Source organism: Pseudomonas sp. JDS28PS106, from assembly GCF_036706555.1.
In the GTDB taxonomy this organism is placed as follows: Bacteria; Pseudomonadota; Gammaproteobacteria; order Pseudomonadales; family Pseudomonadaceae; genus Aquipseudomonas.
In genome coordinates, this window is sequence record NZ_JBAJGT010000002.1 from 161,432 (window position 1) to 175,090 (window position 13,659).

Consider the following 13,659-nt stretch of genomic DNA (forward strand, 5'->3'; position numbering starts at 1 on the left):
CCGAGAACGGCAAACCGGGCAGGATCGCGGCCGCGGCGCTGAGCAGTGAGCCTTTGGCGATAAAGCGCCGGCGCTGCAGATCGGTTTTCTCGTCTGTCATGGGATCACTCTCCCTGAGTGGTTTTGATCGGGGTTTCTTCGCGTGCCGCGTCGCCGCTCGGCGCGTTCAGCCAGGGCGCGAGCAATCGGGTGGCGGCCGGCATCATCAGGTACACCACCAGCAGCACGATGGTGATGGTCACCAGCGCGGTGCTGGCGACATAGCCCGACAGCCAGGGCACGAGCTTGAAGACGGGGGACCAGAAGATCGGCACGAACAGGGTCAGCGGCAGGATGACCAGAAACGACACGCACGCCTGTTTCCAGCGCGGTGGCGCGCCGCCCTCTCCCGCGCCGTCTTCGGCGACCGGGTTGAACCAGAATTCCTTGTGCGGATTGATCTGGGTCTGGTCGCCGTCGGCGAGCATCGGCTCGGCCTCGCGCACCAGCTCGCGGCGCTCGTCGGAATCCATCCAGTCCTGCATGGCCCGGGCCGAGTGAAAACGCAGTACGGACGTGAACAGTCGCAGGCCGCCGGACGTGCCGCGAATCACGTCCACGCCCAAGTGTCCCGGATAACCGGCGGCCACGCTGACAATGCGTCGCAGCCACTCTTCATAGCGGGTTTCCAGACCGGCTTTGATGCGATGCTTGATGACCAGGGTGATGATTTCGTTGGGCACGACAACGTTGGCCGCGTGGGCATTGGCGTCGAGTGAAAGGGGGTCGGACATGATCGGCGGCTCCGGCAAACACGATCTCGATAACAATGGAGCCGCCCGACCACATGAGGGACTACGACGACGCCTTGAATGTAGCGAGATGTTGCCGCCGATCTGCCGCCAAGAATTGAATCGATGTGCTTTCTTAGCGAACGGTTCTCAGATGCGCCGCTCTGAACCGAGGCTCATGAGCCGACTGTCAGGGGCGCGGACATGTACTCGGCGATCCGTGAACGCAGCCAGCGTTCGGCCGGATCGTTGTCATGCACGCCGCTCCAGACCATCGACAATTCGGCGGGCACTATGGGGAATGGTGGATCCTCGGCGCGCAGCGCGCTGCCCTCCACCAGCGCGCACGCGGCGTAATCGGGCACCGTGGCGATCAGCTCAGTGCCCGCCAGCAAGGCGCGCAAGCCGTTGAACTGTGGCACGGCGAGCATCACCTTGCGGGTCCGGCCGACCTGCGCCAGATCCAGATCGATGTTGCCGCACAAGTCTCCTGAAAACGAAACCATGGCATGCGGCCGTTCACAGTAATCGTCCAGGCTCAGGGTGCCGGGACGAGCGTCGCCACGAATGACCTTGCAACCGATGTCGCGCAGCTTTTTGCGTTTGGCATTGGCCGGCAGATCGACCGTGTAGCTGACGCCGACCGAGATTTCGCCCGAGGCCAGTTGCGCCGGCAGCAGCAGGTAGTTGGCGCGGCGAATGACCACGATGATGCCCGGCGCTTCTTCGCGCGGGCGGCTGAGCAATGGCGGCAACAGCCCGAATTCGGCGTCATCGGAAAGGCCGATGCGAAACACATCGCAACTGGTCGCCGGATCGAAGTCCTTGGCACGGCTAACCGCGCCGGAAATGGTGTCCAGCGCCGGGCGAATCTCCTCAAGGATGACCAGCGCCCGGGCGGTGGGCTCCATGCCGCGCCCGTTGCGCAGCAGCAAGGGGTCGTCAAACAGATCGCGCAGCCTGCCCAGCGCCGCGCTGACGGCGGGCTGACCGATGAAAAGCTTTTCCGCGACGCGGGTCAGATTGCGCTCGAACATCAGCGCTTCGAAGATCACCAGCAGATTGAGATCGACACGGCGCAAGTCGTTACGGTTCATAAAGGCATCCGGCTGGAAAGGTAAGGTGTCTGCAAGACGTGGCTTTACCCAACCTAAGCACAGTTTCCCGCCGTTGCGCTTGAATGGATGTGCTGTATCTCAACAGGCGACGCGCCGACCGGTCGCACAGCCCCCGCTGCAGGGTTTACCCTGACTGAAAGCCTTCACGGAGAAACTGCCATGATCAAGAAAGTCGGCCCGACCCGAATCAACCCGATCCATCGCGCCTCCTGTCACTGCGGCGCGGTCATGCTGGAGCTGAGCCTGCCTGACGGTATCGTCGATCCGCGTCGCTGCGATTGCTCACTCTGCCGGCGCCGGGGTGCGGTGGTTGCGACTGTCGCGGCCGAGGGCGTCAGAGTGGTCCACGGGCAAAGCATGCTCAAGCTGTATCAGTTCAATACGTTGACCGCCAAGCATTGGTTCTGTGGGCACTGCGGGATCTACACCCACCACCAGCGCCGCTCGAACCCTGCGGAATATGGCTACAACGTGGCGTGCCTGGAGGGGGTCAATCCCTTCGATCTCGGAGCGGTTCCGACGTCGGACGGGGTGAACCACCCCGCCGACGCCGCGCCCCCTCGCTGCGACTGATCCGGTCACGCTCAGCGCAGGTTGGTCTTCGCCAGTTCGAGCACCTGATTGCCTCGACCGCTGAGCACGGCGCGCATCATGTACAGGCTGAAACCCTTGGCCTGGGCCAGCTTGATCTTCGGCGGGATGCCCAGCTCCTGCTTGGCGGTGACCACGTCAAGCAGCACCGGGCCGGGATGCTCGAAGGCCTTGCGTAGCGCTGCCGGGAGTTCGTCGGCGCTTTCAACCCGGATGCCCAGAATGCCCGCGCCCAATGCCACGCCCGCATAGTTGGTGTCATGGAAGTCGGTGTCGCGGGGCACATAGCCCGCGGCTTTCATCTCCATGTCGACGAAGCCCAGCGAGCTGTTGTTGAACACCACCATCTTGATCGGCAGGTTCAGCTGGCGAATGCTCAGCAAGTCGCCCAGCAGCATTGACAGCCCACCGTCGCCGCACAGCGCGACCACTTGACGGTCCGGAAACTGCGCCTTGGCGCCCAGTGCCTGGGGCATGGCGTTGGCCATCGAGCCATGGTTGAACGAGCCGAGCAGGCGGCGTTTGCCTTTCATGTGCAGATAGCGCGCGGCCCACAGGGTCGGCGAACCCACGTCGACGGTGAAGATCGCGTCCGGGTCGGCCTGCTCGTCGACCAGCTTCGTCAGGTACTGCGGATGGATCGGCTCGCCCTCGTCGGTGGGCGTCGCCAGTTCGTCCAGCTCTTCCCGGGATTTGGCGTAGTGCTTGAGCGCCTTGTCGAGGAAGCGGCGATCATTGTGAGGTTTGAGGCGCGGCAGGAGCACGTCCAGCGTCTCCTTGATCCCGCCGACCAGACCCAACGCCACGGGCGTGCGCCGACCCAATTGGCTGGGGTCCAGATCGATCTGGATGATTTGCGCTTTGTCCGGATAGAAATTGCGGTAAGGAAAACTGGTGCCCAGCATCACCAGCGTGTCGCACGACATCATCGCGTGATAACCGGAGCTGAAGCCGATCAGCCCGGTCATGCCGACATCGTAGGGATTGTCGTACTCGACGTACTCCTTGCCGCGCAGGGCATGCACGATCGGCGCCCCGAGGATCTCGGCAAGCGCCATGATCTGCGAATGAGCCCCGGCACAACCGGCGCCACACAACAGCGTCACGGCCTTGGACTCGTCGAGCATCTCGACCAGTTTGCGCAGATCCTGCTCGGCAGGGACCACCGACGGCGGATTGACTTCCACCCAGTTGGCGGGCACCTCGGGCGCCGGTTGCAGTGCCACGTCGCCCGGCACCACGATCACCGCGACGCCGCGCTGGCTGATGGCGGCGCGCATCGCCCGCTCCAGTACCCGTGGAAACTGTTCCGGCTGGCTGACCAGCTCGACGAAGTGACTGCATTCCTTGAACAGTTCCTGCGGATGGGTTTCCTGAAAATAATCCAGGCCGACTTCGGCCGAGGGAATGTGCGCAGCGATGGCCAGCACCGGAACGCGGCTGCGATGGCAGTCGTAAAGGCCGTTGATCAAGTGCAGGTTGCCCGGGCCACAGCTGCCGGCGCAGACCGCCAGCTTGCCACTGGCCGCCGCCTGGGCGCCGGCGGCGAACGCGGCGACTTCTTCATGGCGGGTGTGCATCCAGCGGATCGAGTCCGTGCGGCGAAGGCTGTCGGTCAGGCCGTTGAGGCTGTCACCGGCCACGCCCCAGATATGGGAAACACCTGCTGCGGCGAGAGTCTGCGCGAGATGGTCGGCAATGGTCTTGGACATGCGGGGTTCCTTGTGCAAACGGTGGGTACGAACGCTGATAGGTCGACCCGACGCCCGCCCTACAGTTCACACAATCTGCCGTGCCCAGGCCAATCCGTCAGGCATGAGGACTACCCGCCGGAAGTGTCGGTGCCGCGTATTGCGGCTTGAGCTTGCCGTCCTGATCGAGCAGCCAGGCGTCGAGCACCTCGCGAACCACCGGGCCCGCGACGCGACCGCCCGCCTCGCCGTTTTCGATCATCACCGAGACCACGATCTTCGGCCGCTCCGCCGGCGCGAAGCCGACGAACAACGCGTTGTCGCGATGCCGTTCAAGGGTTTTGTCGCGGTTATAGCGCTCGCCTTGCTTGATCGCCACGACCTGCGCCGTGCCGCTCTTGCCGGCGATGTGGTACTGCACGCCCTGGGCCGCCGCGCGGGCGATACCGCGCGGGTCGTGCATGACCATCTGCATGCCCTCGTTGACCTGATCCCATTCACGCGGGTCGCGCAGCACGATATCGGGCATCGGATGCTCGTCCACCGGCGCCGCATTGCCCACCGTCATCGCCAGATGCGGGCGATGCCAGACGCCCTTGCTGGCGATCAGCGAGGTGGCCTGGGCCAGTTGCAATGGCGTGACCTGCATGTAGCCCTGACCGATGCCCAGGATCACCGTCTCCCCCGGAAACCAGGCCTGGCGGCGCGTGGCGCGCTTCCATTCGCGGGACGGCATCAGCCCGGCGGACTCCTCGAACATGTCCAGAGAGACTTTTTGCCCCAGCCCGAACATCGTCATGTAATCGTGCAGTCGGTCGATGCCCAGCTTGTGGGCCAGGGTGTAGAAGTAAGTATCGTTGGAACGCATGATGGCCGCGTCCATGTCGACCCAGCCGTCGCCGCTGTGATTCCAGTTGCGGTATTTGTGATCGAAGTCCGGGAGCTGGAAATAGCCCGGGTCGAATACTTTGGTGCTCGCAGTGACGACGCCGGTATCCAGCCCGGCGATGGCGACCTCGGGCTTGACCGTCGAACCCGGTGCATACAGCCCGCGCAGTACGCGGTTGAAGAGCGGGCGGTCGACCGAATCGCGCAGCGCCGCGTAGGCCTTGAAGCTGATGCCGGTCACGAACAGGTTGGGATCGAAACTGGGTTTGCTGACCATCGCCAGCACTTCGCCGGTCTGCGGATCCAGGGCCACCACCGAGCCGCGACGGTCCCCCAGCGCGGCCTCGGCCGCCTGCTGCAGGTGGGCGTCCAGACTCAGGGTGATGTTCTTGCCCGGCACTGGATCGGTGTGTTTCAGCACTCGCAGCACGCGCCCCTGGGCGTTGGTCTCGACTTCTTCGTACCCGACCTTGCCGTGCAGCTCGGTTTCGTAGAAGCGCTCGATACCGGTCTTGCCGATGGACTGGGTGCCGCGGTACTCGTTGTCGAGCCCGCGCGCTTCCTTTTCGTTGATCCGTCCGACGTAGCCGATCGAATGGGCGAAGTGCGCGCCCAGCGGGTAATGCCGCACGAACTGAGCGGCCACGTCCACGCCTGGCAGGCGATACTGATTGACCGCCAGCAAGGCGATCTGCTCTTCGCTCAGTTCGTACAGCAAGGTGGCCGGTTCGAACGGATGGCGCACCTGCTTGAGTGCCTTGTCGAACAGGATCCGGTCTTCTTCGGGCAACGACAGGATGCTCATCAGCTCATCGATGACCTGATGCCATTCCCCGGCGCGCTCGCGGGTCAGCGTCAGGTTGAAGCTGGGCCGGTTGTCGGCCAGAACCAGGCCGTTGCGGTCATAGATGAGCCCGCGCTCGGGCGGTATCGGCAGCACATGCACCCGGTTGTTTTCGGAAATGGTGGAGTGGTACGCGAACTGGGTCACTTGCAGGAAATACAGGCGGCCGATCAGGCTGGCGCTCAGCAGCGCGATCAGACCCGCGCACGCCAGTACCCGGCGATTGACCAGCCGGGTTTCCTTTTCATGGTCTTTGAGGTGCAGTGGATTGGGCATTTCTACAGCTTCTCGGTGAACGGCGACGGGTAAGCGGCTGACGCGGCGCGCACCATACCAAGAGTTGGCGTCCGACGGGGCGGCAAATGCCCGCGTGCAAATGAAACTTTCGTCAGGTGGGGTCGATGCGCGAAAGGCAATCGGATCGAATGATTTGCCGCCTTCAAGGTCCGATGCTTCATGACAGGCATTGAGCCGGTCGCATTACCCCAGAGACGGAGTCTTCACATGAAAAGCAAATCGTTGATCGCCTGCATGACCCTGTTTGGCTGCTTCTCGGTTGCCACCCTCCCCGCGCATGCCGACGAAAAGCCGGAGCCCAAGGTCGAGGAATCCCAGTACAACCGTCACGAGCTGGAACTGGGATCGCGCGTTCCCGAGCAGTTCCGCCGCAGCGATTCGAGCATCAAGGACTGGAAAGCCAAGGGCCTCAAGGAGCCAGCGAAAGAAAGCGAATGGATTCAAATCAACGACAAGTACGTGCGCTTCCAGAAAGTGAACGGCCAGATCGTCGACATCGTTCCCGTCAACAAGTAATCCAGCGGCGCTGACCCGCCTCGCCGCCACCGCCCCGCTTGCGCCGGTGGTCGCTGCGGGCGAGCGCATGACTATCCTCTCGCTGTAGGGATGCGCTAGTCTCGGCGCTCATTGACCGGGACTCGCGCATGGACAGCAGCCTTCTGAACACTTCCGCCACGCCTTTTTTCTGGCGCGACGACAGGCTGCCGTTCATTGAAGCGCGAGCCGTGGGCGACGGTCGCAAGCTGTGCTATTCGCGCCACTCCCACGATGTGTTTTCCATCGGCGCCATTACCGCCGGTACCAGCACTTACCTGCACGAGAAAACCTCGCAGACCGTGACCGCAGGCACAGTGGTGCTGATGAATCCTGGCGATGTGCATGCCTGCAACCCGATTGCCGATCAGCCCTGGTCCTACCTGATGCTCTATGTCGACAGCCAGTGGCTGGGTGCCCTGCAGGGTGAATCGAACGACCGCGGTTTCCAGCCCTTGGCGGCCATTTCCAGCCGGGACGCCGACTTGTACTCGGGACTGAAGCATCTGTTCGATACGCTCGTCGATCCGGCGCTCGACACCTTGCACAAGCACTGCGCCGCGGTGGGCTTTTTCGCCCTCATGCAGGAGCGTCTGGGCAGCGCGCGGCGCCCGTCCGACGAGCCAGCGCGGCGCGTGGAACTGGCAGCCCGGTACATCGAGGCGAATTTTGCGCGGCCGGTCCGCCTCGAAGACATCTGCAACGCGGCCTGCCTGTCGCCCTCCTACCTGATCCGCGCCTTCGAGCAGCGCTATCACATGACGCCTCATGCGTACCTGCTCAATCAGCGCATCCAGCACGCCCGCAACCAGCTCAAACAGGGTCGTCGCATTGCCGAGGTGGCCCATGACACGGGTTTTGCGGATCAGGCGCACTTCCAGCGTGAGTTCAAGAAACACCTGGCGGCCACCCCCGGTCAGTATCGGGCGTGGTCTCAGCCCAGCAGCAGGTAAAGCGCACAGCCAACCAGCAGCGCGGCCATGATCCGGTTGAAGAGCCTTACGCCTGCTGCATTGCGCAAGTAGTGCCGCAGGAAAGTCCCCGCGTACGCCCAGCAACCGAGCGAGGCATAACAGACCACGAAGTAGATCGCCGAAAACTGCCAGATCAAGCGCGCTTCGCCATTGGCGACGAACACCCCCATGCCGGCGACGGACGCCAGCCACGCCTTGGGGTTGAGCCACTGCATCAGGGCGCCGTAAGCCATCGACGGCCGCGTCGCGGTTTGCCCAACGCTCAACTGCCCATCGTCGGCCGCCAGACGCCAGGCCATGTACAGCAGAAAGGCTACGCCCGCCCAGCGAATCAGCCCGGTCAGAAAAGGCCACTCGCGCAGTGTTTCATGCAGCCCGAAGCCGATCAGAATCAGCAGTAACGTGAAACCCAGCGTCGCGCCCAGGACATGGCGCATGCTGGGCCAGAAACCGAATCGCGCGCCGGCGCTCAGGGCAACGATGTTGACGGGGCCTGGGGTGATGGAAGACGCCAGCGCGAACGCGGCCATGGAAACGAACAGACTCATGGTTACCTCGGAGCGAAATCGAATGACTCGTTCAAGGTAAGGAGCGCCCGCACTGGCGTATTGAAGAAAATTACCCAGCCCGGTTTCGGCTTCGCCTGAGAGCTGACGTAATTGTCTGGAAGAAAGTATTGAAGCAATTGGCCATCACGGCCGATAATCCATTCAATCAAGTGCACAGGAGCACTTCATCACGCCATAAGGAGGGCTACCACGAGACACGTCGATGCACATCGAACCCTTGAAAGACATGCAGGATTACCTCAAGCGCACCGCCGACGATCTGGAGCGCGTGTCACGACAAATGGCCGGGCACTTGCGCTACCTGCAACATTCCTCCCGCACCTCGGACGCCCAGGAAGTCAACGCTCGGATCATGGGACTGCAGGCCAGTGCCGACGACCTTCGCCGCGTCTGCCGCGATCAGTCTCCCACCGCCTGAGACAAGGGCCGCGCAACCTGCTCCAGTGACTTGCGCTCCGCCGCGACGCCCCAGCGGGCCTGCACGATGGCGGCGATCAGCATCAGACCGGCGCCGATCAGATAGCCGATCAGTACGTTGGTACGATCCTGAGTTTCGATCAACTGACCGAACAGAGTCGGCCCGATGATCCCGCCCAACCCCGTGCCGAATGCGTAAAACACCGCAATCGCCAGCGCGCGGATTTCCAACGGGAAGATTTCGGCCACTGTGAGGTAAGCGGAACTGGCCGCGGCGGACGCGAAGAAGAAAATCACCATCCAGGCGATGGCCTGCTGCGTCACGTCCAGCACGCCCTGTTCGAACAGATAACCGCTGATCACCAGCAATACGCCGGAAATCCCGTAGGTCAGGCTGATCATGATGCGTCGGCCAACGACGTCGAACAGCCGTCCCAGCAATAACGGTCCGCAGAAGTTGCCCAGCGCCAGCGGCAGTACATACCAGCCAACCTGCTCGGCAGGCACCTGATAGAAGTCGGTCAGCACCAGCGCATAGGTGAAGAAGATCGCGTTGTAGAAGAACGCCTGGGCTGTCAGCAATGTCAGACCGACCAGCGAACGCTGACGAAACGAGACGAACAGTGTGTGGAAGACTTCCCCGAGCGGGGTATGACCGCGCGCATGCAGGCGCAGGGGTTTCGCGTCGTACGGGGGCAGCACATGTCCCTGACGACGCAAGTCGCCCTCGATACCCTCGACGATGCGCCGGGCCTCTTCGCTGCGACCATGGATCAGCAGCCAGCGCGGGCTTTCCGGTAGCCACAGGCGCATCAGCAGAATGAACAGGCCGAGCACGGCGCCGATCCCGAAGCACAAGCGCCAGCCCAGTTCGCCGCCGACCCATTGCGGGTCCAGCAGCAGGATCGAGCCGCCGGCCCCGAGCGCAGCCCCGAGCCAGAAAGTGCCATTGATGCTCAAATCGACCCAGCCGCGATAACGGGCGGGCGTGAATTCCTGGATTGTGGAGTTGATGGCCGTGTATTCGCCGCCGATGCCCATGCCGGTCAGGAAACGAAACAGCATGAAGCTTGCAACATTGAACGAGAAAGCCGTTGCCGCGGTGGCCCCGACATACAGCAGCAAGGTGATGAAGAACAATTTGCGCCGACCCAGACGGTCGGTCAGCCAGCCAAACAGCAACGCGCCCAATACCGCCCCGGCGATGTACACCGCTCCTGCCAGGCCGATCTGGCTGTTGCTCAGATTCAGCGCCGGGCTGCTTTTCAGCGCACCGGCCACCGAACCGGCCAGGGTCACTTCGAGCCCGTCGAGCAGCCAGGTAATGCCCAGCGCGACTACCAGCAATGTGTGAAAACGCCCCCAGGGCAGCCGGTCCAACCGCGCCGGCAAGTCGGTTTCAAAGACAGCACCTTGCTGGATCGACGTCATGTCCGTTTGTACTCCAAGCTGCGGGGCGTGTGAGCTTGAGAGTCTGTGGCGAGGTGCGGAGTTCACGCCGTTGCGCCGGCGCAGTGCCCGTTGATATCGACACGAAGCGGTGGGAGCCAGCTTGCTGGCGATTCGTTGCATGCCGCAGCAGCAAAATGGACGATACCGGACATCCAGACACACCAGGTTATCGCTCATCGCCAGCAAGCTGGCTCCCACGACCGTGCCAGCGGGCGGCGATCCGTCCTGCTGGCGATTCATTGCGACGCGGCAGCAAAATGGACGGGACATCCAGGCACACCGCGTTATCATTTATCGCCAGCAAGCTGGCTCCTACGGCCGTACGCCCAGCCGCTTCGCCAACCGGTTGAGGTTGGCGCGATCCACGCCCAGCGCCCTCGCCGCTTCACTCCATTTGCCTTGGTGACGGGCCAGGGTTTCGCTGATGAGCGCTCTCTGGAAACCGTCGACCGCCTCCTTCAGGCCCTCGCCCGCCTGAAGCGCCGGCGCCTGACTCTGGACGATGGCAGACGTCGGGGCGGGCGCGCCTTCGTCGAGTCCCAGCGCGGGGGCTTCGATGGTCAGGATTCTGGGCCTCTGCGGATGGGCCGCAAGCGCCTTGAGGACTGCCCGACTGATCAGGTGTTCCAGCTCCCGGACATTGCCGGGCCAGTCGTGGCGGGTCAGCAGCCGTTGCGCCTCGCTGTTCAGGCGCAGGCTGCGAAGGCCCATGCGCAGGCGATTCTCTTCCAGAAAATAGCCGGCGAGCAGCAGCACGTCGCGACCGCGTTCGCGCAAGGGCGGGACCTGCAAGGGGTAAACGCTGAGGCGATGATACAGGTCGGCGCGAAACCGGCCGGCGCGGACTTCTTCGGCCAGGTCGCGGTTGGTGGCGGCGATGATGCGTACGTCGACCCGATGTTCCTGGTCCGAACCCACTCTTTGCAACTGCCCGCTCTGCAGCACCCGCAGCAGTTTCGATTGCACCGGCAATGGCAGCTCGCCGACCTCGTCGAGAAACAGCGTGCCGCCGTCCGCCAGTTCAAACTTGCCGCTGCGGCTGGCGACCGCGCCGGAGAATGCGCCTTTGACGTGACCGAACAGCTCGCTCTCGACCAGGGTCTCCGGCAGCGCGGCGCAGTTGAGGCTGATCAGCGGCTTGTGAGCCCGAGGCGAATGCAGGTGGATCGACTCGGCCACCAGCTCCTTGCCGACGCCGGTCTCGCCGGTCACCAGTACGGTCAAGGGGCTGTTGCCCACCAGCTCGATCTCCTGCAACAGACGCTTGTGCACCGGACTCTGGCCAATCAGCTCGCGAGGCGCCCGCTCCCCCGCGGCGCGCTTGTAGACTTCAGCCAGTTGGCGCTGGTCTTCGAAGCCCAGCGCCAGTTGCTTCATGCGCTCGCTGGCCATTACCGTCGCCACGGCCAGACTGGCAAAGGCTTGCAGATTGTCCAGATCCACGCTGTCGAAGCGTGCCGGGTCGAGGGCATCCAGCGTGATCAACCCCCAGGGTCGTTCCTGGAACATCAGCACGCAGCCCAGGCAGTCGTGGACCTCCAGTTGACCATGGCCTTCGACCAGCCCGTCGTAGGGATCCGGCAACTCGCAATCGGCGGCAAAGCGCACCGGTGCACTGTTGTCCAAAAGGATCCTGAAGCGTGGGTGTTCCTGAACCCGAAACCGGCGGCCCAGGGTATCGGGACTCAAGCCGCTGACTGCCAGCGGTACCAGAACCTCGTCCTCCAGCTTGAGTAACGCCGCCGCATCGCACGGCAGCAAATGCCGCAGCGAATCCAGCAAGCGGCGATAACGCTCATCGTCCGGAAGATCACGGGACAGATCGGCTACCAGTGGCACCAGTTCCAGCAATAACGGATTGGGCATCGAGACTCCGCGGCAGGGCATTGAAGTGGCGTCATTATGACTCCAACCCGTGGCGTGCTCATTAGATTTCCTTGATCGATGGGCGATGCCGCGCAGTGACGCTGGCGTCGGAGGACTGACGCCGGCCACGATCCCGTTAGGATTTATTCAAGAGGCGGATGTCCGTTTTCGTTCCATAGTGTGTTCGTTCAGCACAACGCTTACAGGAACGTTCCATGAACCCGGACACCGGACGTCGATCACCCACCCTGATTCCTCTGCTGCTGGTGACTGCCGGCATCCTGCTGAGCCTTATCGCTTCCAGCGGGCCGATCCAGTGGGGGGACAACGGCACGCTGCTTGCCGATGCCGCCGACGGGCGCTTTTTCAGCGAATCCCTGGGGCCGCTGGACCATCCGCTCTATCACACGCTCGCCACGCTGATACAGACACTGTCGGGATCGCGCACCTTGAGCCTGCTCAACTCCATGCTGCTGGTGCCCCTGGCCTGGCTGGTCGCGCGACTGGCCGCAAGCGTCGGCGCCACACCGCGTCAGGCGATACTGGCAGCTGCAGCCACCATCCTGTCCCACGCGGTGTTCTGGGTCTCGACCAAGGCCGAGATCTATATGGTGCACACGCTGCTGGTGCTCGGCGCATACTGGCTGTACTGCGCGCAAGGCACGCGCCTGAGCACAAGCCGCCTGATGTTTTCGATCGGCGTGATGACCGGGCTTGCGGCTGCCGTCGACCCCCTGACTTTCGTCGTGCTGCTGCCCCTGTACGTGCGACTGGCCATCGAACACCGAGGCCGCTTATGGTTAAGCCTGCCCGGCTTCCTGCTGGGGATGGCCCCCGCGCTCCCCGCCGTCATCAATGACCTGCTGGGCGGATTCACGCCCCTGCAGATTCTGCAACGTTACATCGCCGGGAACTCCACGGCTCTGACCGGCACCGACTGGGCCGGCAGCCTGTTTCGCTTCGATGTGCTCTGGCACGAGAAGAATGCGGTCTGCGTCATGGCGCTGTCGCTGATCGGGCCGCAATTGCTGGGGTTGCTCTGGCCCAGGGGCGGCATGCGTCGGCTGTTGTGGAGCGCGGCGATGCTCAACCTGGTGTTCGCGGTGTCGTACAACGTCTTCGACCGCTTCACCCTGTTCCTGCCGGGCGTCGCGCTGCTGAGCATTCTCGGGGTGCTGCAACTGCGCAAGTACCTGCCGCGCAAGCGCCTGGGCAACAGCCTGTTCAATCTTTCCGTGGTCAGCGGCCCGGTGGCGATCGTGACGGTGTACTCGCTGTATGTGACGGGCGTGCTGCACCTGCCGACGCACAAGGAGTCATTGCCGTTTCGCGAGGATATCCGTTACGTCGTGGTGCCCTATCTGCCGGATCGCTCGGCGCAGCGCTTCGTTCATGCTTATCAGTGGGGCGTGCCGGAAGGGTCGGTGATCGTCGCGGATGCCGCGCCCATGGGAGCATTGCGCGCGGGCCAGGCAATCGGGCTGCTGCGCGGTAACACGCTGGTGATGTGCGGCGACAGCACCGATCTGCGTGCCTGGCTGGGCAACCCCGGCGTCTATCTGGCCCGCCTGAGCTTCTGCGGGATGATTGCCGACAGCTTCTCTCTGGAGAACCTGCCGGTGGGGTATGCCCTGCACACTAAATGAGG

At 63.3% G+C, this 13,659-nt stretch carries 12 protein-coding genes; 5 read left to right on the plus strand and 7 right to left on the minus strand.

What is annotated here, in order from left to right; translation table 11 throughout:
* Window positions 1–104: 104 nt before the first annotated feature.
* The gene (locus TRP66_RS03870; protein ID WP_333400026.1) at window positions 105–773 is read right to left on the minus strand and encodes an antibiotic biosynthesis monooxygenase; all 669 of its coding nucleotides are present in this window, start codon (window positions 771–773) and stop codon (window positions 105–107) included.
* A 173-nt stretch (window positions 774–946) separates the two neighbouring features.
* Complete coding sequence (locus TRP66_RS03875) at window positions 947–1,867, minus strand: LysR substrate-binding domain-containing protein (protein WP_333400027.1); 921 nt, start codon at window positions 1,865–1,867, stop codon at window positions 947–949.
* 180 nt (window positions 1,868–2,047) lie between these two features.
* Between TRP66_RS03875 and TRP66_RS03880 the strand changes: the two genes are divergently transcribed.
* Window positions 2,048–2,461: a GFA family protein gene (locus tag TRP66_RS03880; RefSeq protein ID WP_333400028.1), complete on the plus strand. Its 414-nt coding sequence runs from the start codon at window positions 2,048–2,050 to the stop codon at window positions 2,459–2,461.
* An 11-nt stretch (window positions 2,462–2,472) separates the two neighbouring features.
* Here TRP66_RS03880 and poxB read toward each other — a convergent pair whose 3' ends face one another.
* Both poxB and mrdA read right to left on the minus strand, forming a co-directional pair.
* A complete protein-coding gene (gene poxB, locus TRP66_RS03885; protein WP_333400029.1) occupies window positions 2,473–4,191 on the minus strand; it encodes a ubiquinone-dependent pyruvate dehydrogenase in 1,719 nt (572 codons plus the stop codon).
* Between the two features lie 97 nt (window positions 4,192–4,288).
* The gene (mrdA, locus tag TRP66_RS03890) at window positions 4,289–6,178 is read right to left on the minus strand and encodes a penicillin-binding protein 2 (protein ID WP_333400030.1); all 1,890 of its coding nucleotides are present in this window, start codon (window positions 6,176–6,178) and stop codon (window positions 4,289–4,291) included.
* A 228-nt stretch (window positions 6,179–6,406) separates the two neighbouring features.
* Here mrdA and TRP66_RS03895 point away from each other — a divergent pair, with 228 nt between their 5' ends.
* Entirely contained in the window at window positions 6,407–6,715 is a 309-nt protein-coding gene (locus TRP66_RS03895) for an RcnB family protein (RefSeq protein ID WP_333400031.1), read from the plus strand.
* A 128-nt stretch (window positions 6,716–6,843) separates the two neighbouring features.
* Window positions 6,844–7,686, plus strand: coding sequence for an AraC family transcriptional regulator (locus TRP66_RS03900; RefSeq protein ID WP_333400032.1), 843 nt, complete (start codon window positions 6,844–6,846; stop codon window positions 7,684–7,686).
* Here the strand turns inward: TRP66_RS03900 and TRP66_RS03905 are convergent.
* Entirely contained in the window at window positions 7,668–8,255 is a 588-nt protein-coding gene (locus tag TRP66_RS03905) for a LysE family translocator (RefSeq protein WP_333400033.1), read from the minus strand. The two genes, TRP66_RS03900 and TRP66_RS03905, sit on opposite strands and share 19 nt — an antisense overlap.
* A 223-nt stretch (window positions 8,256–8,478) precedes the next feature.
* On the opposite strand from TRP66_RS03905, the gene TRP66_RS03910 reads away from it, so the two are divergent.
* Window positions 8,479–8,694, plus strand: coding sequence for a hypothetical protein (locus TRP66_RS03910; RefSeq protein ID WP_333400034.1), 216 nt, complete (start codon window positions 8,479–8,481; stop codon window positions 8,692–8,694).
* Here TRP66_RS03910 and TRP66_RS03915 read toward each other — a convergent pair.
* Together TRP66_RS03915 and norR are read right to left on the minus strand one after the other, a co-directional pair.
* On the minus strand, window positions 8,676–10,124 hold the full coding sequence (locus tag TRP66_RS03915) for an MFS transporter (protein WP_333400035.1): 1,449 nt from the start codon (window positions 10,122–10,124) through the stop codon (window positions 8,676–8,678). The genes TRP66_RS03910 and TRP66_RS03915 overlap by 19 nt on opposite strands.
* 333 nt (window positions 10,125–10,457) lie before the next feature.
* The gene (gene norR, locus TRP66_RS03920; protein ID WP_333400036.1) at window positions 10,458–12,011 is read right to left on the minus strand and encodes a nitric oxide reductase transcriptional regulator NorR; all 1,554 of its coding nucleotides are present in this window, start codon (window positions 12,009–12,011) and stop codon (window positions 10,458–10,460) included.
* A gap of 215 nt (window positions 12,012–12,226) precedes the next feature.
* Between norR and TRP66_RS03925 the strand changes: the two genes are divergently transcribed.
* Window positions 12,227–13,657, plus strand: a complete 1,431-nt coding sequence (locus TRP66_RS03925; protein ID WP_333400037.1) for a DUF2723 domain-containing protein — start codon at window positions 12,227–12,229, stop codon at window positions 13,655–13,657.
* The last annotated feature ends 2 nt before the right edge of the window (window positions 13,658–13,659 follow it).

Coding starts and splice junctions, on each gene's coding strand:
- TRP66_RS03880 (WP_333400028.1), top strand. CDS start 2,048: ATGATCAAGAAAGTCGGCCCGACCCGAATCAACCCGATCCATCGCGCC.
- mrdA (WP_333400030.1), bottom strand. CDS start 6,178: ATGCCCAATCCACTGCACCTCAAAGACCATGAAAAGGAAACCCGGCTG.
- TRP66_RS03915 (WP_333400035.1), bottom strand. CDS start 10,124: ATGACGTCGATCCAGCAAGGTGCTGTCTTTGAAACCGACTTGCCGGCG.
- TRP66_RS03895 (WP_333400031.1), top strand. CDS start 6,407: ATGAAAAGCAAATCGTTGATCGCCTGCATGACCCTGTTTGGCTGCTTC.
- norR (WP_333400036.1), bottom strand. CDS start 12,011: ATGCCCAATCCGTTATTGCTGGAACTGGTGCCACTGGTAGCCGATCTG.
- TRP66_RS03900 (WP_333400032.1), top strand. CDS start 6,844: ATGGACAGCAGCCTTCTGAACACTTCCGCCACGCCTTTTTTCTGGCGC.
- TRP66_RS03905 (WP_333400033.1), bottom strand. CDS start 8,255: ATGAGTCTGTTCGTTTCCATGGCCGCGTTCGCGCTGGCGTCTTCCATC.
- TRP66_RS03925 (WP_333400037.1), top strand. CDS start 12,227: ATGAACCCGGACACCGGACGTCGATCACCCACCCTGATTCCTCTGCTG.
- poxB (WP_333400029.1), bottom strand. CDS start 4,191: ATGTCCAAGACCATTGCCGACCATCTCGCGCAGACTCTCGCCGCAGCA.
- TRP66_RS03910 (WP_333400034.1), top strand. CDS start 8,479: ATGCACATCGAACCCTTGAAAGACATGCAGGATTACCTCAAGCGCACC.
- TRP66_RS03870 (WP_333400026.1), bottom strand. CDS start 773: ATGTCCGACCCCCTTTCACTCGACGCCAATGCCCACGCGGCCAACGTT.
- TRP66_RS03875 (WP_333400027.1), bottom strand. CDS start 1,867: ATGAACCGTAACGACTTGCGCCGTGTCGATCTCAATCTGCTGGTGATC.